At 62.9% G+C, this 25002-nt stretch carries 17 protein-coding genes; 11 read left to right on the plus strand and 6 right to left on the minus strand.

All coding sequences use genetic code 11. The annotated features are described in order from the left end of the window. Positions 1 to 205: 205 nt before the first annotated feature. Positions 206 to 1222 (minus strand): replication initiator protein A, encoded by a 1017-nt coding sequence (locus VXL81_RS12925; RefSeq protein WP_340547838.1) that lies wholly within the window; start codon positions 1220 to 1222, stop codon positions 206 to 208. Between the two features lie 497 nt (positions 1223 to 1719). Between VXL81_RS12925 and VXL81_RS12930 the strand changes: the two genes are divergently transcribed. Both VXL81_RS12930 and VXL81_RS12935 read left to right on the plus strand, forming a co-directional pair. Next, a complete protein-coding gene (locus tag VXL81_RS12930; protein ID WP_340547839.1) occupies positions 1720 to 3135 on the plus strand; it encodes an AAA family ATPase in 1416 nt (471 codons plus the stop codon). Positions 3136 to 3236: 101 nt separating this feature from the next. Continuing rightward, positions 3237 to 4364, plus strand: coding sequence for a ParB N-terminal domain-containing protein (locus VXL81_RS12935; RefSeq protein WP_416554601.1), 1128 nt, complete (start codon positions 3237 to 3239; stop codon positions 4362 to 4364). 82 nt (positions 4365 to 4446) lie between these two features. Here VXL81_RS12935 and VXL81_RS12940 read toward each other — a convergent pair whose 3' ends face one another. Continuing rightward, complete coding sequence (locus tag VXL81_RS12940; protein ID WP_260107657.1) at positions 4447 to 5751, minus strand: UDP-glucose dehydrogenase family protein; 1305 nt, start codon at positions 5749 to 5751, stop codon at positions 4447 to 4449. A gap of 291 nt (positions 5752 to 6042) precedes the next feature. Then, positions 6043 to 7053 carry an NAD-dependent epimerase/dehydratase family protein gene (locus VXL81_RS12945; RefSeq protein ID WP_416554603.1) on the minus strand — a complete coding sequence of 337 codons (1011 nt, stop codon included), beginning with the start codon at positions 7051 to 7053 and terminating at the stop codon, positions 6043 to 6045. 153 nt (positions 7054 to 7206) lie between these two features. Between VXL81_RS12945 and VXL81_RS12950 the strand changes: the two genes are divergently transcribed. Continuing rightward, on the plus strand, positions 7207 to 8247 hold the full coding sequence (locus tag VXL81_RS12950; protein ID WP_416554605.1) for a glycosyltransferase: 1041 nt from the start codon (positions 7207 to 7209) through the stop codon (positions 8245 to 8247). A 12-nt stretch (positions 8248 to 8259) separates the two neighbouring features. Here VXL81_RS12950 and VXL81_RS12955 read toward each other — a convergent pair whose 3' ends face one another. Beyond that, positions 8260 to 9168 (minus strand): ABC transporter permease, encoded by a 909-nt coding sequence (locus tag VXL81_RS12955; protein WP_416554607.1) that lies wholly within the window; start codon positions 9166 to 9168, stop codon positions 8260 to 8262. Positions 9169 to 9284: 116 nt separating this feature from the next. Between VXL81_RS12955 and VXL81_RS12960 the strand changes: the two genes are divergently transcribed. The 6 genes from VXL81_RS12960 (at position 9285) to VXL81_RS12985 (ending at position 17873) form a co-directional block, all read left to right on the plus strand. Next, on the plus strand, positions 9285 to 10715 hold the full coding sequence (locus VXL81_RS12960) for a sugar transporter (protein ID WP_416554609.1): 1431 nt from the start codon (positions 9285 to 9287) through the stop codon (positions 10713 to 10715). Positions 10716 to 10732: 17 nt separating this feature from the next. Continuing rightward, positions 10733 to 11389, plus strand: coding sequence for an ABC transporter ATP-binding protein (locus VXL81_RS12965; RefSeq protein ID WP_340547845.1), 657 nt, complete (start codon positions 10733 to 10735; stop codon positions 11387 to 11389). Between the two features lie 159 nt (positions 11390 to 11548). Further along, positions 11549 to 12712: a UDP-galactopyranose mutase gene (glf, locus tag VXL81_RS12970; protein ID WP_416535232.1), complete on the plus strand. Its 1164-nt coding sequence runs from the start codon at positions 11549 to 11551 to the stop codon at positions 12710 to 12712. A gap of 141 nt (positions 12713 to 12853) precedes the next feature. Then, complete coding sequence (locus tag VXL81_RS12975; RefSeq protein ID WP_340547847.1) at positions 12854 to 14152, plus strand: hypothetical protein; 1299 nt, start codon at positions 12854 to 12856, stop codon at positions 14150 to 14152. After that, on the plus strand, positions 14149 to 15066 hold the full coding sequence (locus tag VXL81_RS12980; RefSeq protein ID WP_340547848.1) for a glycosyltransferase family 2 protein: 918 nt from the start codon (positions 14149 to 14151) through the stop codon (positions 15064 to 15066). The genes VXL81_RS12975 and VXL81_RS12980 overlap by 4 nt, the downstream gene beginning before the upstream one ends. 86 nt (positions 15067 to 15152) lie before the next feature. Beyond that, a complete protein-coding gene (locus tag VXL81_RS12985) occupies positions 15153 to 17873 on the plus strand; it encodes a glycosyltransferase family 4 protein (protein WP_416554611.1) in 2721 nt (906 codons plus the stop codon). Between the two features lie 175 nt (positions 17874 to 18048). On the opposite strand, the gene VXL81_RS12990 is transcribed toward VXL81_RS12985, so the two are convergent. Both VXL81_RS12990 and VXL81_RS12995 read right to left on the minus strand, forming a co-directional pair. Further along, positions 18049 to 19509, minus strand: a complete 1461-nt coding sequence (locus VXL81_RS12990) for a calcium-binding protein (RefSeq protein WP_416544864.1) — start codon at positions 19507 to 19509, stop codon at positions 18049 to 18051. 896 nt (positions 19510 to 20405) lie between these two features. Further along, positions 20406 to 21185, minus strand: a complete 780-nt coding sequence (locus tag VXL81_RS12995; RefSeq protein ID WP_416537067.1) for a sulfotransferase family 2 domain-containing protein — start codon at positions 21183 to 21185, stop codon at positions 20406 to 20408. 423 nt (positions 21186 to 21608) lie between these two features. Here VXL81_RS12995 and VXL81_RS13000 point away from each other — a divergent pair, with 423 nt between their 5' ends. Next, the gene (locus VXL81_RS13000; RefSeq protein WP_416554613.1) at positions 21609 to 23513 is read left to right on the plus strand and encodes a type I secretion system permease/ATPase; all 1905 of its coding nucleotides are present in this window, start codon (positions 21609 to 21611) and stop codon (positions 23511 to 23513) included. Next, entirely contained in the window at positions 23510 to 24817 is a 1308-nt protein-coding gene (locus VXL81_RS13005) for an HlyD family type I secretion periplasmic adaptor subunit (protein WP_340547853.1), read from the plus strand. The genes VXL81_RS13000 and VXL81_RS13005 overlap by 4 nt, the downstream gene beginning before the upstream one ends. Positions 24818 to 25002: the final 185 nt, after the last annotated feature.

Here is a 25002-nt window from a genome sequence, read left to right on the forward strand (position 1 = left end):
ATACCTGGGGGGGACCTGATCAGACTTCCTTTCGCCCGTCCGGCCTCTGGCCGGGCGGGTCTTTATCTGGGCAGACCGCCGGCAGGCACCGCCGTGCAAAATAGGTCCGGTTCGGCCCAAATGTTTCGCGTGCGAAACATTTAGACAACAATACTGACCTATTTTAAAGGCAAACCCGTCTCTGACACGGGGCTTTTCCCCTGCCCTATTCCGTGGCGCGTTTCTTCACCCAGCCCAGAAAGGCCGCATCGGGGCGGCGCAGCCGCGGCGCGCCGGAACGCACCCACATTTCGCGCCAGTCGGCCTCCAGCGCATAGACGTCAATGCCGGGGATCAGGCTGCGGGCCTGTTCCAGCGCGCGCGCACTCAGCACCGGCGGGCGCTGGCTGTTGTCCAGCACCGCATGTTTCTGGGAAAAGCGGATCAGATCCCCCGGCAGCTCTTCCATCGCGTAATCCGGCAGCGGCTGGGCGGTGATCATGTCGCGCAGCATCTTGCGGAACACCCGGCGCGGGCTGGCGGAGCCGGATTTCTTCAACAGCGTCTCCACCGAGATCTGCCAGCTGTCCTGGCGGCCGCAATGTTTGCGCGCCAGCTCATAGATGCGCCGCTCCAGCGGTTTGCGGAGACGGAAGTAATCGCGGCTGAGGGTCAGCACCGATTTCGACAGCACCGCGCGATAGATCCATTCGCTGAGCGTCACCACCACATTGACCATCCGCCCGCCGCGCGCCTTGCGCACGATCTCCCAGCTCTCGATCAGGCCAAAGCCGCTGGTGACCTCCTGCCCGCCGGTGACGATATTGGTGGTGATGCGGGTGCCCGCCAGCCGCTCGAACGCCTCGCGCAGGCGGCGGTAGGCATCGCCCGAGGTCTCGCGGTTGGTCGCCACCAGCAGATCATGGGCGGTGAGATGCAGCGTGCGGCTGACCTGCCGGCCGGCATTCACCGCCGCCATCAGCTGGCTGATGCAGAAGATCAGGATGTCCTTGTCATGGATCGTCGCCAGCCCTTTGACCGAGGGCACCACGGTGATCTCCGCACCATTATGTTCATAGTTCAGGATGCGCCGGTCCGGTCTTGTGCCGAGCGAGAACAGCGGATGCTCCATCGAGGCGAGATCGTTTTTCGGAATCGCATCGAAAATATCGCAGAGGAAGAAATCCCCCCCCTGCGCTGCGCTGCCCCCTGCGGTCATCTGGCCCGAAATCTGGCCTGCCATATTGCTGTCCCGTCTGCTCTGCCCGCCCCCCGCTTATCCGGGCCTTATGGCCTCTTTCGGGGTGACTCGCGTCTTCGTGGTTTTGATTACGCCCACCCTAAAGTTATCCACACCACTTCTCAACGGGGGTTCGGAGTCACTGCTTCGGGGGTTCAGAGTCAGTCTTTCGGGGTTTCGGAATCGCAGCAGCCCGAAAACCGGCTCCAAACGCCAATGAAAAAAGGGCTTTGCCGCCACTGGTGTTGCGCCTTAACTTATATATAACTCAATTATAACAGGTAGAAAAAATCGACAGGGCAGAAATTGCCCCGGTCCCGCCCCGGATCCCACCGGTTTCTTTTGCCGCAACCCCCGGATTTGCTTAGAAAATTCAAAACAGATGCGCATATATCTTTCATGTGCGCTGTTTTATGCTATCATCTCCAAAAGGCCGCACATCAAACAGGGAACCCTACAGGATCCCTGCACCGGCGGACCCAGGCAGAGGCGTGAGAGCAATGGCACGAGACATCCAGAAGAAAGATCCAGGCCGCAATGCGGCCGGGCTGCCCCCCTATTTCAACATCGACCCCGACGCCGCCCTGGGCGATCTGGAGGCTCCCACCAGCACCGGCGGCTTTGCCGATATCGCCGAGGCCTGCGCGCGCGGCCGGGCCGATCTCTCCAGCCGGGGCATGAACGAAGAGGGCCGCAAGGAGCTGCGCCTGTTCTCCACCTGGGAGATCACCCGCTATCTGATCCCGGTCGCCCAGGCCCATTTCCGCCGGGTGCTGAAGGCCAACCCAGATCTGCCGCAGGGCCGCTCCGAGACCGAAGGTGGCGCCAAATGGTTCACCCTCGACGAGGTGCTGCGCCTGCGCGCGCATTTTGCCGCGCAGGGCTCCAAGGCGAAGGATTACCAGCCCTACCGCCCCGAAGGGCTGCCCGCCAAAATGGTCGCTGTCGCCAACTTCAAGGGCGGCGTCGGCAAGACCTCCACAGCGGCCCATCTGGCGATGTCGGCGGCGCTGGATGGCTACAAGGTGCTGGTGATTGATCTTGATAGCCAGGGTTCGATGACCTCGATCTTTGGTGGCCGCGTGGAGGATGAATGGCAGACCGCCTTTCCGCTCCTGGCGCGCCATTACGGCGATCACCTGCGCCTGGAAAACCAGCGCCGTCTGGATCGCGGCGATGCGCCCCAGCCGCTGGACGACAGCCTGTCGGCGGCGATGGGCATGACGGCAGCGGATGTGATCCAGCCCACCCATTGGCCCAATATCGATCTGATCGGCGCGCAGCTGAACCTCTACTGGGCGGAGTTCCAGATCCCGGTCTGGCGGATGGCCGCGCGCAGCTGGAAGCTCTGGGATGCGCTCACCGAGCGGCTGGAGGCCGACGGGGTGCTGGAGCAATACGACGTGATCTTCATCGACACGCCGCCGGCGCTTGGCTATCTCACCATCAACGGGCTGTCGGCGGCGGATATCCTTCTGGTGCCGATGGGCGCGTCGTTTCTGGAATTCGACAGTACGGGGCGGTTCTTCGATATGCTGCATTCCACCTTCGCCTCCATCGAGGAGGGCGAGAATCTGGCGGCGCGCGCGCTGGGGCGGCCGGAGATCGCCTTTGAATGGGATGCGGTGCGCACGGTGATCACCCGCTATGACGGCGCCCAGCAGGGCGAGCTGGCGGCCTTGATGCAGGCCTATCTGGGGCCCACCCTGTCGCCGCACCGGCAGGATTACACCGCGCTGATCGGTCAGGCCGGCGAGCAGGTCAATGGCATCTACGAGGCCGATTACCGCGATTTCAACCGCGAGACCTACGCAAGGGGGCGCGAGACCTTTGACGCCACCTATGCGGCCTTCAAGCGGCTCCTGCTGGCGGTCTGGCGCCGGGATGAGTTGCAGATGCAGCGCGCGGCGCAGTAACGGGCTAAAAACGCAAAGCGCCTCATACTGCGACCCTGCAGCCCCCAAAGGGCAAACAGGGCGTGCAGGGATCAGAACAGGCGCAGGAAGAGGACAGGCAGATGGCAAAACGCAAACGGCTTTCACCGGCACAGCCGACCTATCTCAGCACGGCACCTGAGAACAAATCCGCCCTCGGCGGCCCCGGTTCGCTGTCAGCGCCGCCGATTGCGCAGGTCGCCTCCGAAGCCGCCACAGAGGGCGCGCTGCAGGAGCTGACAGCGGTGCTGGAGACCGCCCGCGCCAAGGGGCTGATGATCGAGGAGATCGCGCTTGGCGCCATCGACGAGACCCATCTGGTGCGCGACCGGCTGGAGCAGGACGAGGAAGAGATGGGGGCGCTGGTCGGATCCCTGCGCGCCCGTGGCCAGCAGACCCCGATCGAGGTGGTCGCCCTGGGCGCGCAGGCCCCGGCGGGCAAGACCCATGGTCTGATCTCCGGCTGGCGCCGTCTGACCGCGATGCGCAGGCTATATGCCGAGAGCAATGATCCTGCCTTTGCCACCATCAAGGCGCTGGTGATTCAGCCCGACGGGGCTGAGGGCGCCTATGTGGCGATGGTCGAGGAAAACGAAATCCGGGTGAACCTCTCCCATTACGAACGCGCCCGCATTGCGGTGCGGGCGCTGCGCGAAGGGGTCTACAGCAGCCAGAAATACGCGCTGCAATCGCTCTTTGCCAATGCCACCCGCGCCAAACGCTCCAAGATCGGCAGCTTTGTCACCCTGGTCGAGGCGCTGGATGAGGAGCTGCTGTTTCCCACCGCCATCCGCGAGAAACTGGGATTGGGGCTGGCGCGGGCCTTTGTGCAGGATCCTGGCTTTGCCGATGCGGTGGTCGCGGCCCTGCGCGCCACCGCCCGCCCCACGGCAGAGGCGGAACAGGCGCTGCTGAGCCAGCTGCTTGAGGCCCATGAGGGGAGTGAGATCGCGCCGGCAGATCCGCCGGAGGCGACCCCTGCCCCGGTTCCGTCCTCTGCCCCGGGTTCCTCTCCGGGTCCTTCTCCGGTGCCACGGGTGCGCAGCCTGGATCCGGCGGACAGCATCGGCGCACATGAGCGGGTGAGCGTGCAGGCCGCCGCTGGCGTGCGGCTGGGATTCACCCCCGGCCAGCAGCGGATCGAACTCACCGGGACAGCGGTGGACAGCACCCTGATGGAGGATCTGAAGGCCTGGCTGCGCCACCGCTGAACAGAGTCTGAGGATGATGTGAAAAGACCCTGATACAGCTGTATCAGGGTCTTTTTGTGTTTGGGGTGATGACCGGGTGGGTTTAGCGGCCCACCCCGATATAGGTCTCGAATCCGGCGCGTTTGGCGGCTTTGGCGGTGTAGATATTGCGCAGATCCACCATCCGGGGCTGCGCCATCTTGCGCCCCAGCGCCTTCAGGTCGAGGGCGCGGAATTCATTCCATTCCGTCAGCAGCACCACCAGATCGGCATTGCGCACGGCCTTATAGGGGTCGTCTTCCCATTTGACACCGGGCAGCAGATCGCGGCCTTCGGCCTCGCCCTGCGGGTCGACCACCCGCACCTTGGCGCCGCCGCCGATCAGGGCCGGCACGATGGTGAGGCTGGGGGCCTCGCGCATGTCATCGGTATTGGGTTTGAAGGTGACGCCAAGCACCGCGATGGTCTTGCCGTTGAAACTGCCGTCACAGGCATCGCGCAGCTTCTCCAGCATCCGCGCCTTGACCTCCTGATTGACTCGCATCACCGTTTCGGTGATCTGCATCGGATAGGCGTGGTCCTGCCCGATGCGCGCCAGCGCGGCGGTGTCCTTCGGGAAACACGACCCGCCATAGCCGGGACCGGCATGCAGAAACTTATTGCCGATGCGCCCGTCCAGCCCGATGCCACGGGCGACCTCCTTTACATCGGCGCCCACCCGTTCACAGAGGCCTGCGATTTCATTCATGAAGGTGATCTTGGTCGCCAGAAACGCATTGGCGGCATATTTGATCATCTCGGCGCTTTCGAGATCGGTGGTGAGGATCGGGAAATCGCGCAAATATAATGGCCGGTAGATCTCGGCCATGACCTCGGCGGCGCGGTCGTTCTGCACGCCGACAACCACCCGGTCGGGGCGCATGAAATCATCAATCGCCGCCCCTTCGCGCAGGAATTCCGGATTGGAGGCGACGTCAAATTCCGCCGCCGGATTGGCTTTGGCAATCACCTGTTTCACCTGCCGGTTGGTGCCCAGGGGCACGGTCGATTTGGTGACCACCACGGTATAGCCCTGAAGGGCGGCGGCGATCTCCTCGCTGGCGGCCATCACATAGGTGAGATCGGCATGGCCATCGCCGCGCCGCGTGGGCGTGCCAACGGCGATGAACACCGCTTCGGCCTCGGCCACGGCGGCGGCCAGATCATCGGTAAAGGACAGCCGGCCCGCAGCCACATTGCGCGCCATCAGATCCTCCAGCCCCGGCTCGTAGATCGGCACCTCGCCGGCCTGCAGCCGCGCAATCTTGGCCGCATCCTTGTCGACACAGATCACATCATGGCCAAAGTCGGAAAAACAGACGCCGGAGACCAATCCGACATATCCGGTGCCAATCATTGCAATGCGCATGGGGGCGGTCCTTTGCTGTTGCCTCATGTCCCCCGCTTGAAGGGGCGGGGTGTTGGGGATCAGACATATACGGGCGCGATGGGAGCGGGAACCGGAATTTTGGACACAGGAGAGATAGGTCCGATTCGGACCAAATGTTTCGCGTGCGAAACATTTGGTCAATCATGCTGACCTAATTTGAAGAGATGCCCTGATCCCGATTTCTATGAAATCGGGAGGCCTGCGGCGCGAGTATTTGGGGAAAGGTGACAGGTCAGCGGCGCATGTCGCACCGGATCAGCCCTGCCCGGATCAGTCTTGGGTGTCGCTGTAATACTCCCGGTACCAGGCGACAAACCGCGCGACGCCCTCTTCGACGCTGATCTGTGGCTCATAGCCGGTGAGCTGGCTCAGCAATGTGGTATCGGCCCAGGTGGCCGGCACGTCGCCGGGCTGCATTTCCATCAGGTTTTTGCGGGCCGTGATCCCCAGCGCGGTTTCCAGCGCGGCGATATACTCCATCAGCGGCGTGGGCCTGGAGGCGCCGATATTGACCACCCGGAACGGCGCGACGGGGCTGAGGTTGTCCTGCTCCGAGACCGGCTGATCCCCCGGCACCGCGTCGATCAGCCCGGTGATGCCCGCAACCAGATCGGAGATATAGGTGAAGTCCCGGCTCATCCTGCCGTGGTTATAGACATCGATCGCCTCACCGGCCTCTATCGCCCTGGTGAATTTGAACAGCGCCATATCGGGTCGGCCCCAGGGCCCATAGACGGTGAAAAATCTGAACATCGTGGTCGGCAGCCCGTAGAGATGGGCATAGGAATGCGCCATTGTCTCGCCCGCCTTTTTGGTGGCGGCATAAAAGGACATCTGATGATCCGCCTGCTGGCGCTCATCAAAGGGCATCTGCGTGTTGGCGCCATAGGCCGAGGAGGTGGAGGCGATCAGCATATGGGCGGGCGGATGGGCGCGGGCGGCTTCCAAGAGTTCAAAAGTGCCGATCAGATTGGCCTCAAGATAATCGCGCGGCGCATCAATCGAATGGCGCACCCCGGCCTGGGCTGCGAGATGGATCACCACATCGGGTTTATGGGTGGCAAACAGCCCCATGAGGCGGCCGGGATCTTCCAGCTTGCCGATCACAGGCGTGAAACCCGCGTATTCCGCCAGCATCGCATGGCGGCGTTCTTTCAGGCGGACATCATAATAGGGCGAGAGGCAATCCAGCCCGATGACACGCCAGCCCGCGGCCAGCAGCCGGTCTGCAAGGTGATAGCCGATAAAGCCGGCCGATCCGGTGATAAGAGCGGTTTTCATGCCCCTTAGGTGGCGGCTTGGGCGCGGGGTGTCAATGCGTCCTGCGGCGCGGGAAAGCGACCTGTGACCGGCAGGTGAATTGACAGCACGGTCTATTTATGAGCTTTGCGCTCTGAACCAGATCTGTCGTCGCCCACAGGAGCCTTTGCCACCGTGACCAAAACCCTGATCCCCGATCCCGCGCATCAGGCTGCGGCCGCCGCTGGTGCTACCGCTGGTGCCGGACGTCTGGTGGCGGTGGTGGTCACCTATAATCGGCTGGAGAAGCTGAAGGTAACGTTGGCGCGGCTGCTGGACAGCCCCGCTGCGGAACTGTCGGCGCTGGTGGTGGTGGACAATGCCTCCAGCGATGGGACCGGTGACTGGCTGGGCGGCTGGGCGGCGGAGCATCCGCGCGTCGATGTGGTCACTAGTGCCACCAATCAGGGCGGGGCCGGGGGCTTTGCCCTGGGAATGCAGCGCGCGATGCAGGCACATGCCCCCGACTGGCTGGTGGTGATGGATGATGATGGCCGCCCGGACCCCGGTGGGCTGGCGGCGTTTCACGCCATGGGGCAGAGCGGTGAGCTGGCCAATTGGGACGCGGTGGCGGCGGCGGTCTATTTCCCGAGCGGCGAGATCTGCGAGATGAACCGCCCCTCGCGCAATCCGTTCTGGAGCCTGTCGCATTTCCTCTCCACCGCGCGCAAAGGGCGCGATGGGTTCCATATTCCGCGCAGCGCCTATGACGGCGGGCTGAGCGCGATTGATGTGACGTCTTTTGTGGGGTTCTTCATCTCAGCAGCGGCGGTGCGCCGGGTGGGCTACCCGGATCCGGACCTGTTCATCTATGGCGATGATGCGCTTTATACGCTGGGGCTCAGTGCGGCGGGCGGGCGTATCTGTTTTGCTGCTGATCTGCGGTTCGAGCATGATTTCTCCACCTTCAGCAATGGCGACAGCGGCCAGCGCTTTCGCCCGCTGTGGAAGGTCTATTACCACCACCGCAATCTGCTGCTGCTGTATCGGCAGGCGGCGGGCTGGCTGTTCTGGCCGGTGTTGCTGCTGATCCTGCCGAAATGGATCCTGAAAGTGCGCCACCACCCCGGCGTGCGCCGCGCCTATCTGCGGCTCACCTGGCTGGCGGTGCGCGACGGGCTGCTGCGGCGTCTGGGGCGCCGCCATGCCGCGGTGCTGGCAGAGGCTCGCGAATAAATAAGGCGCAGATCAGCGGTTCAGGATCACCCGGTGATAGCGGCGCATCAGGATCAGCCCGATGGCGGTCAGCGTCATGCCGATCAGCAGCACATAGGCATGGCTGACGTAATCGGCATTATAGGTGGGATAAAATCCGGTGCGCATCAGCCCGATGATATGCAGAAGCGGATTATACCACAGAATGTCCTGTGCCACCGGCGGCAGGTCCTCGTAGATATAGATCACGCCGGAGGCCAGGAACAGCGGCCGGGTGATGATCGACCAGGCCACATCCCACAGGGGAAACAGCCCCATCAGCACCGCATTCATGCAGCCGACCCCCAGCCCGAGGATCATGGCGAGGGCGATGGCTTCGACCAGGGGGGGCAGGTCGATGGCGGTGCGGCTGTCGATCACCGCGAGGATACCGGTCATCAGCAGGGTGGTGATGACAATGCTGGTCAGGCTGTTCAGCACAAACCGTGCCAGGATCGCATCCAGCCAGGTGACAGCGGGGTATCGCAGCAGGGGGCGGGAATAGGCAAGCGCCCGCGCAACGGTGCCGGAGAGAGTCTGATACAGGTTAAATGGCAGGAATCCGGTTGCGTAAAACAGCAGGAAACTGGTGCCGAGCGACGGCGTGCGGATCACCAGCGAGAAGCCCAGCGACAGGAACAGGATCGCGGCCAGGGGCTCTAGGATCCCCCAGAGATAGCCACCGGGGGTGCGCCCGTAGCGGGTCGACATCTCGCGCAGCACCAGCGCGGCCACGGTGCGCAGCGTCGCCATGCTGCGGCGGTGGCGGCGATGCGGATTGGCGGCGGGGCTGGTGGGGATCTGGGCCGGCGTCTGGGCGGGAGCCTGTGCCGTAACCTGTGTCTTTGGCGGGCTTAACGGACGGGGCTGAGCCGGGGGCGCAGAAGAAGACAGGCTGGCCATGAACACCCCATGAATACCCATTGTGAAACGCGGATCGCGAACGGTATTATGAGAGAAACAAAAGACAATGACAAACGGCTTGGGGCAGGGTGCTTTTGGGCCAGGACAGGTTGATCATGACACAGACGCCCCCGTCGGCCCTGGCCGGACGCCCCGCCTCAGAAGAGGCGACATCAGAGGAGGCGGCTGCGGCAGATACCGCAGCAAGCACAGCAACCGGTACACCCGCTGCCTCTCCTGCTGCCACAGCATCGGACACGGCCCCGGATGCAGCAGAGGCCGCCGCCCCTGTCCAGCGGGTGCCGGATCCGGTCAAACAGCTGAAACGGGTACGGCGCAAGGCGCGCAAGGCCGAGGCCGCCGTGGCCGAGCTGGAGGCGCGTATCGCTGAGGCCGAGCAGCGCCCGGCCTATCCGCTGGCACGGCCTGCCAGCATGAAAAAACGCCACTGGGGGCTGGTGATCAGCTTTGTGGCCTTGGTGCTGGCGCCGCTCCTGGCGGTGATGATCTATCTCTGGACCTTTGCCGAGGATCAATATGCCTCCACCGCAGGCTTTACCGTGCGCAGCCAGGAAAGCAGCGGCGCCAATGATCTTCTGGGCGGGCTGGCGCAATTTACCGGCAACAGCAGCGCCTCGGACAGCGACATCCTCTATGAATTCATCCAGAGCCAGGAAATGGTGGCCGCGGTCGATGCGGCGGTGGACCTGCAGGGGCATTACAGTGCGCTCTGGCCGCGCGACTGGGCCTTTGCGCTCTGGCCGGAGGCGACGATCGAGGATCTGACCTGGTACTGGCAGCGCATTGTCGGGATCTCCTTTGACAGCGGCTCGGGGCTCATTGAGGTGCAGGCGCTGGCCTTTGACGCAGAAACCGCGCAGGCGATCACAAAAGCCATCGTCGCCGAGAGCCAGACCCGGATCAATGCGCTCAATGAACAGGCGCGCGCCGATGCGATGCGCTATGCCCGCGCCGATCTGGACGAGGCGCTGGAGCGGCTGAAGGCCGCGCGCCAGTTGCTGACCCAATTCCGCACCCGCACCCGGATCGTCGATCCCGAGGCCGATATCCAGGGCCGTATGGGGGTGATGAACAACCTTCAGCAGCAGCTGGCCGAGGCGCTGATCCAATATGATCTTCTGCGGGGCACGGTCAGCGAGGCGGATCCGCGGCTGACCAAGGCGCAGCAGCATATCGACGTCATTCGCGACCGCATCAATATCGAACGGCAGACCTTTACCTCCGACAATACCGACACCGGTGGTGTCGGTGAGGATTACCCGTCGCTGATTGCCGAATTCGAACGGCTGACGGTGGATCGCGAATATGCCGAGGAAAGCTACCGTGCCGCGCTGACGGCGCTGGAGGTGGCGCGCGATGATGCCGCCCGCCAGAGCCGCTATCTGGCGACCTATATCAACCCCACCCGTGCCACGGAGCCGGAATACCCGCGCCGCGCCGTGCTGGCGGCCCTGGCCGGGCTGTTCCTGCTGCTGACCTGGTCGATTCTGGCGCTGATCTATTATTCGATCCGCGACCGCAGCTGAGGCGAGAGGGCAGGGCAGTGATCCGGTTTGAAAATCTGACCAAGAGCTTCTGGCTCAAGGGGGAGCGGCGGGTTGTCATCGACAATCTGAACCTGACGCTGCCGACGGGCCGGTCGCTGGCGCTTCTGGGGCGCAACGGGGCGGGCAAATCCACCCTGCTGCAGCTGGTGGCGGGCACCATGCGCCCGGATCATGGCGAGATCATCTCCGATGGGTCGATCTCCTGGCCGGTGGGGCTGGCGGCGTCGTTTCATGGCGATCTGAGCGGGGCGGAGAACGTCCGTTTCATCGCCCGGATCTATGGGGTCGATACCGATGATCTGGTGGCATTTGTCGAGGATTTTGCCGAATTGGGCAAATTCTACCATATGCCGATGCGCAGCTATTCCTCGGGGATGCGGGCGCGGCTGACCTTTGGTGCGTCGATGGGGATCAAATTCGACACCTATCTGGTGGATGAGGTGACGGCGGTGGGCGATGCCGCCTTCAAGCGCAAGAGCCGCGATATCTTTACCGACCGGATGCGCCACTCCAGCGCCATTCTGGTCAATCATTCGATGCGCCAGCTGCGCCAGTTCTGCAATGCGGGGCTGGTTCTGGACAATGGCCGGCTGCGCTATTTCAGCGATCTGGATGAAGCCATTGCCGAGCATCACCGCCTGATGGCGGTCTGATGGCGGTCTGGCGGCCCTGCCCGATCTACGGCTATGTCGTCGCAATATTCTGAAACAAAAGGGAAATGCGGCTCTTCGCCTGTGCGGAAACCGAACCTTGTGTGCCTCTGGATTGTTTGACAAAAAGGGCAGGGGACGCAAACAGGACGGGGTGCCGGGGTGAATATACTGATGGTGGGCGCAGGGCTTTCGGGTGCTGTGATCGGACGGCATCTGGCCGAGGCAGGCCACAGGATCACGGTCATGGACAGCCGCAGCCATATCGGCGGCAATTGCCATACCGAGCGCGACGCCGAGACCGGCGTCATGGTACATGTCTACGGGCCGCATATCTTTCACACCGATGACGGCGAGGTCTGGGACTATGTGAACCGTTTCGCGCGTTTCCTGCCCTATAAGAACCGGGTGAAGACCACCAGCCTGGACCCCGAGGGGCGGCGCGGCGTGTTCTCGCTGCCGGTGAACCTGCATACGATCAACCAGTTCTTCGGCAAGACCCTGCGCCCCGAAGAGGCGCATGATTTCATCACCGAAGAACAGGCCGATACCTCCATCACCGATCCGCAGACCTTTGAGGAACAGGCGCTGCGCTTTGTCGGGCGCGATCTTTATGAGGCGTTTTTCAAGGGCTATACGATCAAGCAATGGGGCGTGGCGCCAAGCGCGCTGCCGGCCTCGATCCTGAAGCGGCTGCCGGTGCGGTTCAACTACGACGACAATTACTTCTTCCACAAATATCAGGGCATGCCGGAGGACGGCTATACCGCGATGATCGCCAAAATCCTCGATCATCCGGGCATAACGGTCAAGTTAGAGACTGTTTTTGATCAGTCCCAGGCGGCAGATTTTGACCATGTGTTCTACTCCGGGCCGCTGGATGGGTATTTCGACTATCAGCTGGGGCGGCTTGGCTACCGGACGCTGGATTTCGAACGCTTCACCCATCAGGGCGATTATCAGGGCTGCGCGGTGATGAACTACGGCGAGGAAGAGGTGCCCTATACCCGCATCACCGAACACAAGCATTTCGCCCCCTGGGAAAGCCACGACGGCTCGGTCTGCTACCGCGAATATTCCCGCGCCGCAGAGCCCGAGGACATCCCCTATTACCCGATCCGCCAGGTCGAGGAGAAGGCGCTGCTGGGCGATTATGTGGCGCTGGCGGAACAGGCCCAAGGGGTGACCTTTGTCGGCCGTCTGGGCACCTATCGCTATCTCGATATGGATGTGACCATCCGCGAGGCGCTGGACACCGCCCGCGGGTTCCTGGCGGCTGAGGCGCAGAACGCCCGGGTGCCTGCGTTCTTCGTGGCGCCGCTCTGAGCGGATCGGAGCGGATGTGACAGGCGGATGTGACAGGGCGGGCCGCTGCCGGGGCGGCGGCTTGGTCTGGACCCGTGCCGGATGTTAGAGTAGGGCTTGGGCGCTGGAAAACAAGGCTGATGCAGAAACGAGATGGAGCCGATGAGCGACAAGACCGGAGCCAGACCCAAGACGCTTGTGATTCACATCGGCGACCACAAGACCGGGACCACCACCATTCAGAACGCGCTGGCTGTTGGCAGCATTCAGCTGCATGACGCCAAGCTGCTGTACCCGGCCAAGCTCAACCATAATTACCTGACCGGGTTCATCACCAGCTATCGCAAGGGCACCCCCCTGCCCAAGCATCTTGAGGATCGCGATGGTCTGGAAGAGGTGGCGGCCCAGATTGCGGCCTCGGATGCGGATTATGCGGTGCTGTCCGCCGAGGCCTTTGAAAACATCCCGGCACCGGAATTCCACGATCTGGTCGAGACCTTCTTTCGCGGCTGCGCCGATCGTATCCATATCGTGGCCTATGTGCGCCCCCATGCGCAGCGGATCCTGTCGAGCTATGCCGAGCAGATCAAGATCGGCTGGTATCGCGACAGCATGCAGGACTTCTTTGACCACAATCTGCAAAATGGCCGGTTCCATTACGCGCCGCGCTTTGCCCAGTGGCGGGCGCTGTTCGGCGATGAGTTCACCCTGCGCCCGATGATCCGCAAGGAGCTGAAAAACGGTTCGGTACTGGATGATTTCGCCGAGGTGGCCTTTGACGGGCGGCCCTGCACGGTGGAGGAATTCGAGCCTGAAAACCAGGCCATGACCGTGCGCGAGCTGGCGCTGATGTATTTCCTGCAGGGCCAGTTCCAGGAGCAGGACCCCTGGCTGCGCCATACGCTGGGCTGGGAATTGTCGCGCCAGCTGGACCGTTCGCGCAGCGAGAGCGAGGCCAAGGTGCGCAAACTGGTGATGGCGCGGGATCTGGCCGAGGCCGCCACCGCCGCCTACCGCAGCGATGCCGAGATCATGGATCGCGAATTCTTTGGCGGCCGGCCGCTCCTGCGGAACGCGCTGCGCGACATGGAAAAACAATCCGCCCCGCGTGCGCCCTCGCTGGATCCGAGTCAGTTCTTCAGCCCCGAACATCTGCGCAATCTGACCGTCATGGCCAAGATCATCGAAGGTATGCTGGAACGGCAGGGCAAATGGCCCTCCTATTTCCACAGCCACCGGATCAAGGATATTGAGCGGCACAAGAATGCGCGTCTGGGGCTGGATGAAAATGGCGATCCGCTGGACCCCGAGGCGGAGATGCCGACCGTATCCGAGACCGCAGCGCCGCCCGCCACACAGAGCGCCGCCACCACATCTGACAGGCCGGCCCAGACACCACCGCCCGCCCGCGCCCTTGCACATGCCGCAGCCGCGGCTGCGCCACAGAAGGATCAGCCATGAATATCCGTTCCTCCCTTGCCGCGGTCATCGTGACCTATAACCGGCTGGACAAGCTGAAGCGCGTGATCGCCGCCCTGCAGGCACAGACCTGCCTGCCGGAACGGGTCTTTGTGATCGACAATGCCTCCACCGATGAAACCGGCAGCTGGCTGAGCCAGCTGCAGAAGGACGACCCCCGGTTTCAGCATGTGCGCCTGCCGGAAAACATCGGCGGCGCCGGTGGCTTTTACGAGGGCGCGCGGGTGGCCTATGAGGAAGGTTATGATTTCATCTGGTTCAGCGATGACGACGCCTATCCCGAGCCCAATGCCATTGAGCTGCTGCTGACCGGCATCAAGGATTTCGAGGCGCGGTTCACCTGGCGGCCGTCTTTTGCCTGTTCGGCGGTGAAATGGACCAATGGCGATCTCTGCGAGATGAACACGCCCTCAACGGTCTGGGACTGGCCGCGGTTCTACAGCCCCGAGACGCCCTATTTCCTGGTCGGCTCCTGCTCCTTTGTCTCGGTGCTGGTGCCGCGTTGGGCGATCCAGAAACATGGCTTTCCGATCAAGGAATATTTCATCTGGTACGATGACGCCGAATACACCCAGCGTATCGCCAAATCCTATCCCGGCATCTACTGCCCCAACAGCGTGGTGGTCCATGATGTGCCGGAAAACAAGGGCGTGAACTATTCGCTGGTGAACCAGGCCAATATCTGGAAATTCCGCTATGGTGCGCGCAATGAGGCCTCGTTCCGCCGCCGCGAACAGGGCTGGGCCGGGGTGGCGGTCTTTGCCCGCGGGGTGCGGCGGCAGATGCGCCAGGGCAATGTGGAGAAATCGCTGCGCCGTGAGGTCTACAAGGCGATCTGGCAGGGCTGCTCCTTCAACCCGCCGATCATCCGCCCCGACCCCGATACCGGCGTCTGAGGCGAGATCTGCCCGCAAAACCACCCGCAGCGCCGGATCCGCCGGACAGATGTATCACAGATCAAAAGGACAGGCAGGGAGCCCCCATGTCTCAGGACAGAGAGTATATCGATCAGGAGATCGCCCAGATCCGTTTCATCTATGAGACGCTCTACCCCGAGATCCCGGTCGAGGCCCATATGTGGTGGGAAGAGGCCAAGCTGCCGACCCCGGCGGTGCAGCCGCAGGATATGTCCTATGGCGCCGAGATGATGGCGCTGACCTATATCGGCAATCTGCGCACCGGGCCGCAGGAAACCCCGGCGCTGCCGGGCAAGCGGGTGTTTGTCACCATCCCCTCGCCGCGTCAGGTGGCGGTCCGCGAAAGTGCCGGCGGCGTGGCCTGGCACAAACGGCCGCGCAAATATCGCGCCATTCACGCGCTCTCGCCGATATTGGCGGAGCAGATGAAATACCAGATCGAGGCCCGGCGCTGGCGCAAGCTTCCCGCCCGGCATAAATTCTCCCGCCTGGCCTGTTCGCGTGGCATCTTCGAGACCCAGACGATGGCCCCTGAGGGGCGCCATGGCGGCAAGGATCCGGCAATCCTGATCGGGTTGCACTGGCTGGATGTGGGCGGCGCCGAAAGCCTTGGCATCGACAGCATCCGCTGGGCGCTGGACGCCGGGTTGCGGGTGTTTGTCATGGTCGGGCAGGAAGGTCCCGAACGGCTGCTGGCCAAGCTGCCGGAAGATCCGCGCCTGCAGCTGATCCGCACCGATCGCTATCTGCCGCGCAGCCAGACCAGCGCCTTTGTCAGTCAGCTGATTGCGCAGGAAAACATCATCCTCACCCACAATCACCACTGTGTGCCGCTCTATGATGCGCTGCCGACGATCAAGTTGCGCCATCCGCATGTGGTCAATCTCGACAGCACCCATATCGTGGAATATGCCGATGGCGGCTATCCGCGGATTTCCGGTGTCTGGAGCAATTTTATCGACCATCACCATGTGATCAGCGGCGAGCTGGAGCGGTTCTACAAGGAACGCTTCCGGGTTTATGGCAGCAAGCTGGTGCTGGGGCGTCTGCTGGATGACAGCCGTCGCGGCGCTGACGTGGTGCCGGTGCGGATCCGCGCGGGCCAGACCCGCTGCCGCGTCGCCTTTGTCGGGCGGATGGTGCATCAGAAACGCCCGGTGGTGGCGCTGTCGATCATCCGGCGGCTGCGGGCCTGGGGCAAACGCAACGGCGTGGATTTCCGCTTTGATATGGTGGGCGAGGGCCCCTATCGCGGCGCGGTGGAACATCTTTTGACCCGCTACCGTCTGGCGGATGTGGTGCATCTGCATCCCGCAGGCACCGATGTGCCGGGCCTTCTGGGGCAGAGCGATATCCTCCTGGTGCCGTCCTCGAACGAAGGGCTGGCGCTGGTCTGCTATGAGGCGATCGAGGCCGGCTGTGTGCCGATCTGTTCCGATGTGGGGGCGCAGGCGGAGATCTGCCCGCCGGAGACGCTGGTGGCTTGGTCGCCGCTGCAGGCAGTGCGCGAGAGTGTCGCGGTGGTGCAGCGGCTGTTGCGCGAGGAGGGTTTTGCCGAGGGGGTGGAGGCCGGCCAGCGCGCCCGGATGCAGGCCTTGCAGAATGACCCTTCGGCGCGCGAGGTGCTGTCGCAGCTGTATCGTGATGCGCTGGCGGCGGTCGCGGCGGAGAGGACGGGCAGCACACCTGCGGCGGCAGAGCGCCCCGTGCCCCCAAGCCCCTATCTGGAAAAAAAAAAGCGTAAGCTCTGGCTGCATATAGGGTCGCATAAGACGGGATCGACTTCGTTGCAGATCGCGCTGCGACAAGGCCAGATGCAACAGACCTTGGGCAGCTGGAGTTATCTGCATGCAAAGCCCCGGGTCGATTTCAACCCTCTCATCCGCAATCACAAGATGGGAGGGAACATGTATTCCGAATTGCGCTGGCCGTTTCTGGAGCGGCGCATGGCGGATGCGGATCAGCGGGAGTGTGGCGACTGTATCATCGCGACGGAAATGCTGTTCTGGCTGATGAACCCGAACGATATCCGGGCATTGCACAGGCGGCTGCGTGAGCATTTCGACGAGATCAACGTGGTGGCCTATCTGCGCCGTCAGGACACATTGGCGCTGTCGCACCGCAAACAGGTGATCCTGGGGCAGACGGCCTATCAGTTCTATGGCGCGCAGCTGCAGGCCTTGCCGGTCTATCGGCCGCATATGATGCGCTATTTCGACTATGCCACCAAACTGGCGCGCTGGGAGGAGATGTTCGGGGCCGGGAATGTCACCGTGCGCCGCTTCCAGCGCAGGGATCTGGTGGGCGGCGACACGGTGCTGGATTTTTACAATCTGGTGGGGCTGACGCCGCCGGACAATCCGCCGCGTGACAACGAGGCCTGGTCGCGCAGCCAGATTCTGGCGGGGCTGTGGCTGCGTCAGCAGGGATTTCCCAAGAGCAGTTTTGAACAGATCCTGCGGGAGCTGCCGGAGGATGGGCCGTTGTTGCCGTCGCGGGCGGAGATGCAGGGCTTTCTGGCGCGGTTTGACGACATCAATCGCAGGCTCGCGCAGCGTTATGATCCCGAGGGACCGGAGAGCTTCTTTGATCTGGAGTTCGACCGCTACCCGGAGGTGGCCAATGGTGGCCGCACAGCGGCGGGCGGGTTTGACGGTGATCCGGTGCTGACAAAAGAGCTGTTGCAGGAGCTGAAGGCCGGGGCCGAGGCGGAATGCGCCCGGCAGGATCTGGCGCGGGATCCGCTCAATACGGCGGATCAGCTGCTGGATCTGGTGGAGGCCTGAACCGGTCACCCACAGGAAAACGGGCGCTGGACCCTCACCCCCCGCAGGGATCTGCGGGGGTTTTCTTTGCGCAGTGCAATCCCCCGGCAAAGAAACCAGCACAGACAACAGCGCTCCCGCGCAAAAGAAAAGGCCCCGCAAAGCGGGGCCTTCCCTAAGACTGTGACAGCGCGGATTAGGCGAAGTCGAAGTCGGATGCGTCCAGGTCTGCCAGGGTCAGGCTTGCCAGGGTCACGGTGGTGTCAGCATCGATATCGAGGACCACACCTGCGCTTGTCTGGTAAGCAATGGCCAGAACGTCGGCCAGGTCGTTGTAACCCAGACCTTCGACGTTCAGTTTGTCGCCGGTTGTGAAACCGTTGATGAGGGTCGCACCGCTGTCGTCACGCAGGATGAAGGTGTCATCGTCTGCGCCACCGTCCATGGTGTCGTTGCCGAGGCTGACATACATCATGTCGGCACCAGCGCCACCATTTACGGAGTCATCGCCAGCACCGCCGCGCAGTTCGTCGGCACCAGCGCCGCCGTCCAGATTGTCGTCGCCGTCACCGCCACGCAGTTCGTCGTCGCCAGTGTTGCCGACCAGGGTGTCTTCGCCTGCACCACCGTTGATGACGTCGTTGCCTGCGCCACCGTCAAGGTTGCTGTCGTCGCCGTTGCCGCCGAAGATGGTGTCAGCACCAGCGCCACCGGTGATGTCGTCTGCACCAGCGCCGCCACCCAGGGTGTTTGCATCGGTTGCAGTTGCACCAGTTACAGTGATGGTGTCGATGCCATTGCCGCCACGGATGACGTTGCTACCGGCGCCGCCGTCGAGCACGTCGTCGCCGTTGCCACCGATCAGGGTGTCATTGCCGAGACCTGCAGTAATGGTGTTGTCTTCATCGTTGCCGTTGAAGGTGTCGTTGCCCAGGTCTTCGCCGCCGAAGTCGGCGTTTTCGTTAACGTTGGCCGCTGCGCCTGTGCCAGCTTCCCATGTGTCGTCACCGGTGGTGAAGGGAATTTCTGCGGTATAGGTCACAGTGACGGTACGGGTTTCGGTGCCAGCTGCGTTTGCAACAACAACTTCGTAGGAGAAGGATGCGTCGTCACCAACGTTGCCCTGTGCGGCAATCGCTGCGGTGTTCGCAGTGAAGGTCACAGTTTGGGCACCGCTGTTGACGGTGAAAGCACCATCAGCGTTCACGAAGTTGCTGCCAACGGTTGCAATGTCCTGGCCGTCAACGCTGACGATGGATGCTGCGGTGAAGGCGTTTACTGCCGCGTCCGCACCGTCCCAGTCATAGCTGTTGATGGTGGTCAGGGTCGCTGCTGCGCCGCTGTTGACGGATGCGGGCTGGATGATGCCCTCGGACGCAACACCGGCTTCGATGGTCACGCCATCAGCCAGAGTGACAGAAGTGAAGCCTTCGGTCAGCGACGCGGTGGAGACAGTCCAGGTGTCGGTTGTGTCGTCATAGGCGAGAGTGGCAACCTGTGCGACAAAAGTGTCAGCCGCGTTGTTCAGGGTCAGCGTATCCGCACCACCGTTGCCGTCGATGCTGTTCGCGCCGATTGCGTCGGTCAGGGTGATTGTGTCATCGCTTGTGCTGCCTGCGACAACGGTCACACCAGCTGCTGCATTAATATTAGCCATTTTCTACTCCGTAGTAATGCTCGTCGATTTCTGCGAACAAACGCGCCTGCCTTATGCCCGCAAAGGTTTTACCGCTCTCTGTCTCTCTGGATGGGGGTCTGTTGTCAAGGAAACTTGCGCCAGAGGGGTCAGGAATTGCGGAGATGTCGAAATCGTGCCCTTCCCGCCACGCCGCGGGGGGAGGGCACGGCGGGGATTTCTGGTGGAGACACCCATTTTAAGGGTTGAAAAGGCGGAGTCTTTTTGCAAACTCTATGCCCCATAGGGGGTGCGTTGCGGCGGGCCTGCGGGAGCTATTGTGGAATGGCCTCTATTTTTGCGGTAGAACTTGACGTTTTGCGAAGATTCTGCGCATTTTGTTAACTCTTTGTTAACTCTTTGTTAACTCTTTGTTAATACATCCTATGAGGGTAGGGAATTCCTGACCCCTGCCATTCCCTCTCCTTCAGGGTGTGTGGTTTTTGCCACCATGGCCGGACAGGCTTTTCATTTATCAACATTCCGCCCCGGCGTTTTAAATGACGCGCGCGATTTCTTTCACATTTTATTCGCGCAAAGAGAGCTTTGATTTAAATTAATCGGCTTTTTTCGGGGCAATCTCCGCCATATGCCGTCGAGAGTTTCACTTTTTCCACACTACGCCCTTTGGTGTAGGAAGGTGGTAGCGCCCCGATGCGGGGAAAAACCGGTCAAATCCGGCCAGATCTGACGCAAGGGCAGCTGCGCGGACAGAGAATCTCTGGCCCGCTGCCGGGGCTGTGTCCCTGTTGGAGCAGGCCAGAGCAGGCCGGGGGAATCGCGAGGGCGGGCCGGCTGGGGGGCGGTGGTTCGGGGCGGTCAGCAGGCTGCCGGGGCTTGCGGCAGGCACATGCCCCGGGGTGGCCGCTGCATGCCGGTCAGCCGTAGCAGCGGCTCACCAGCTGGTGCAGGCGGGCGTCGTTGCGGCTTTTCTCGCCGACGATATTGCGCACCGCATCGGGGATCTCTTCGGCGGCTTTTGCCGTGCTGCCGGTGTTCTCGCGATGCTCGGCCAGTTCGGCCGCAAGACCGTGGCTGCGGCGGAAATGCTGCAGGCTGGCGCCCAGATGTTCGGTCACGCCGATAAAGCTGTAGTAGCGGTTCAGCTTCTCCAGCGCGTGATCAAAGGAGTAGAAGGCGCCGGTCATCAGCGACAGCTGATAGTCCAGCGGCAGCGCCTGGGCATAGGCCTCCAGCGTCGGGTAGCGGGCGGCAAAGGCCTCGTGCTGGGGGTGTTTGTCGGAGGTGTTGTAGCGGTAGTTGGACACGAAGCGGTCCAGCGGATCGCGGATGATGGTGGCGCATTTCAGCGGCAGTTCCTGATGGCGCCAGTACATGACGTCGGACCATGCGAAATGCCCCATCAGCACCTGACGGCAGGGGTTGGCCTCATCGCTGCGCCGGTAGAGCGCCTTGCGCGTCTTGTTGCGGAAGGACTGGTTGGTGTTCTCCCAGGAGACCGGGTGAAAAATGTCAAAAGCCGCCTGCAGCGCCTTGCCCACCGACATGCCCGCGGTCTTGGGGATATGCATGAACAGGATCACGTCATTGAGGTCGTGATAGGCCTCTGGCGCCACCAGCCGGGGTGCAAACCGAGCCTCAAAGGCGGTCTCGGCAACGGTCTTGATACCGGAGGTCTGAGAGGAAACCTGTGACATGATAAGGGCTTGCTCCACGTTGGGCGGCAGGTGCCGGATGCGCTGTCGGGCCTTAGCGAAGGGGGGGCTGGATGTCAATCTGAGCAGCGGGGAGGCGGCCGGTTTGCGCCCCCCTGTGGCAGGGCGGCTGCCTGCGGGCGGCCAGTGATGCCGCGCCGCCGCGCCTGCCGCCTATTCTATGAGGAACGGGGAGAGCTGTTTGACAAGGCTCCGGCGGCTGTGCTTTTGACCCTGTGCAGAGATGCCCGGAGAACAGGGGCGCCCATCGCCATTGGCAGGAGCCATTGTGCATCCGGGCGTGTCCGGGCATATCCCCCTGATCCCGGCCCGCTCTGCCCAGATCTTTCTTGCGGGTGGCCGGGTCTCTTGGACTTCTTACTTTTGGTTGCCCGTCCGGGTGACCCAGACAAAGGCAATACGTCAATGGCACGCACCTCGGCACAGCAATCAGGATCGGCGCATAAGGCGGGGCTGGCTGAGATCCGCAAGGCCCGCAGGGGCAACCGCGGCGCCTTCTGGCTGATCGGCCTGTTCAGCTTCTTTGCCAATCTGCTGATGCTGACCAGCCCGCTTTATATGATGCAGGTCTATGACCGGGTGCTGGGCAGCCGCTCGCTGGAGACGCTGGTGGCGCTGACGGTGCTGGCGGGATTCCTGTTCCTGATCATGGGCATTCTGGATTACGTGCGCGGCCGGATCCTGGCACGGGTCGGGGCGCGGTTCCATGACCAGCTGGAAACCCGGGTGTTCAATGCGGTGCAGGACAAATCGGCGGCCGGCTTCAATGACGACATCGCCAAGGTGGGGCTGCGGGATCTGGAGGCGATGCAGAAGGCGCTCTCCTCTCCTATTGTTTCGGCCTTTTTCGATCTGCCCTGGACACCGCTGTTTCTGGGGCTGATCGCGGTGTTCCATCCGCTTCTGGGTCTGCTGGCGCTGATCGGCGGTGGCGTGCTGGTGGCTTTTGCCCTGGCCAATCAGATGATTTCCAAGGCGCCGGTCGAGAATGCCAGCATGATGGCCGCCTCGGCGCATCAGGTCTCGGACGGGATGCGCAACAATGCCGAGCTGATCCAGGGGCTGGGAATGCGCCGTGCGGCTTTTGCCAAATGGCGGATGCTGCGCAGCCAGGCGGTTGGATCTGAGCTGAGCGCGGCGGATATGACCGGTGGGTTCAGCACCGCCACCCGCACCTTCCGGCTGGCGCTGCAATCGGCGATGCTGGGCACCGGCGCCTATCTGGTGCTGACCGAAGGGCTGACACCGGGGGTGATGATCGCCTCCTCCATCATCATGGGCCGGGCTCTGGCTCCGATCGAGACGCTGATCGGTCAATGGGCTCTGGTGCAGCGCGCCCTGCAGGCGCAGGAGCGGCTGGCGCAGATGCTGAGCGAAACCCCGGAGCGCCCGGCGCCGATGAAGCTGGCCCGCCCGGCCGCCAAGCTGGAGGTACAGGGCGTGGCCCTGGTGCCGCCGGTGGCGCCGGGGCAGGTGGCCAAACCGGTCCTGCAGGGGCTGAATTTCAATATCCAGCCCGGGCAGGCGCTGGGGGTGATCGGGGCCTCGGGGGCGGGGAAATCCTCGCTGGCGCGGGCGCTGATCGGCGTCTGGCACCCGGTCTCGGGCAAGATCCGCCTCGATGGGGCGGCGCTCAATCAATATGACATGGATGATCTGGGCAGCTACATCGGCTATCTGCCGCAGCAGGTGACGCTGTTTGACGGCACCATTGCCGAAAACATTGCCCGGCTGTCGATGATGCCGGATCCCGATCAGGTGGTGGCTGCCGCCCGCAAGGCCGCGGTCCACGACATGATCCTGCAATTGCCGCAGGGTTATGACACGCCGGTGCGGGTGGCCAGCACCCGGCTGTCGGGTGGGCAGGTGCAGCGCATCGGCCTGGCGCGGGCCCTTTACGGCGATCCGGTGCTTCTGGTGCTGGATGAGCCGAACTCCAACCTCGACAATGAAGGCAGCCAGGCGCTGAACCTGGCGGTGGCCCATGCCAAACAGGACGGCCGTGCGGTGGTCATCATGGCGCATCGCCCGGCGGCGATTCAGCTCTGCGACCTGATCCTGATCCTCGACAACGGGGCGCAGCGGGCCTTTGGGGCCAAGGATGCGGTGCTGCGTGAGCATCTGCAGAACCCGCAGGCCGGCCAGCAGAAACCGGCCCCGAAACAAGCCCCGAAACCGGCTACAGTGCAGGTCGCAGCACAGGCCACAGAAGACGATACGGCACAGCTGTCGCAGGAGGCAGCCACTTCGGCCCCGGAAACGCCGGTCCAGAAACAGCCGTCTCCGAAACAGGCAGAGGCAAAAGCATGAGCGATACATCCAAATCCTACCCGATCCGTGGGCTGACCATTGCCGGGCTGCTGGCGCTGGGGCTGCTTGTAGGCGGCATTGGCCAATGGGCGGCGACGGCGGAAATCTCCGGTGCGGTGATTGCCTCCGGTTCCATCAAGGTGGAGCAGAACCGGCAGGTGGTGCAGCACCCCTATGGCGGCGTTGTCGACGACGTGCTGGTGAGCGAGGGCGATCTGGTCGAGGAGGACGCGCTGTTGCTGCGGCTGGAGCCGTCGGAGCTGCTGGCCGAACGGCAGATCGTCGAAGGTCAGCTGGCCGAAACCCTGGCCCGGCGCAGCCGCTACAGTGCCGAACGCGACGAGGCCGAGGACATCACCTTTGCCGAGCTGCTGTTCGAGCTGAGCGGCACCCATGTACAGACCGAAGAGCTGATCAACGGTCAGAAACGCCTGTTTGAAGCGCGCCTGGTCAATCTGCGCGCCCGCATCAGCCGCCTGCAGGAACGGATCGGCCAGATCCAGAGCCAGATCGACGGCATCGAGGCGCAGCAGTCGGCGCTGCAGGAACAGCTGGTGCTGATCGGCCAGGAGCTGGAAAACCAGCAGAGCCTGCTGGCACAGGGGTTGGCACAGTCCAGCCGGGTGCTGTCGCTGCAGCGCGAACAGTCACGGCTGCGCGGTCAGGCCGGGGCGCTGACCGCCCAGAAGGCCCAGGCCGAAGGGCAGGTGACCGAACTGGGTCTGGAGATCCTCAACCAGAAAAGCGCACGGCGCGAAGAGGCGATCACCACCCTGCGCGACCTGCAGGTGCGTGAGCTGGAGCTGATCGAACGACGCAATGTGATCCTGCAGCGGCTGTCCCGGCTGGAGGTGCGCGCCCCGGTGGCGGGGGTGGTCTATGATCTCAATGTCTTTGCCCGCAAATCGGTGATCCGGGCGGCGGATCCGCTGATGTATCTGATCCCGCAGAGCCAGCCGCTGGTGATTTCGGCGCAGGTGGCGCCGTCGGACATTGATCAGGTCTATCTCAACCAGCCGGTCAGCCTGAATTTCTCCAGCTTCAACCAGCGCACCACGCCGACGCTGTTTGGCACGGTGAGCACGGTATCGGGCGATTCCTTTGTCGATCCGCAGACCGGGCGCAGCTATTACGTGGTCGAGGTGCGGCTGAACAAAGGCGAGGCCGCCCGCCTGCCCGAGGGCAATGTGCTGGTGCCGGGGATGCCGGTGGAGACCTTTATCCAGACCAACAGCCGCACGCCCTTTGCCTATCTGTTGCAGCCCTTCACCGATTATCTCAACCGCGCCTTCCGCGAGAGCTGAGCCTGTCTGCCCGGCTCTCGCCTCCCTCCTGCCGATCCGGACAGGGGGATATGCCGGGGGGACATGCGGGCGGAAAATCGGCTGCCACTCCGTCGCAACATGTTTTAGACTGACGCGACCCCGCGCCAAGATACCAGCAAGTTACCAGGGCGCGGCTGATCGCATGAGATTTAAGGATAGCAGAT

Source organism: Phaeobacter sp. JH204B, assembly GCF_048055755.1.
GTDB lineage: Bacteria > Pseudomonadota > Alphaproteobacteria > Rhodobacterales > Rhodobacteraceae > Phaeobacter > Phaeobacter bryozoorum.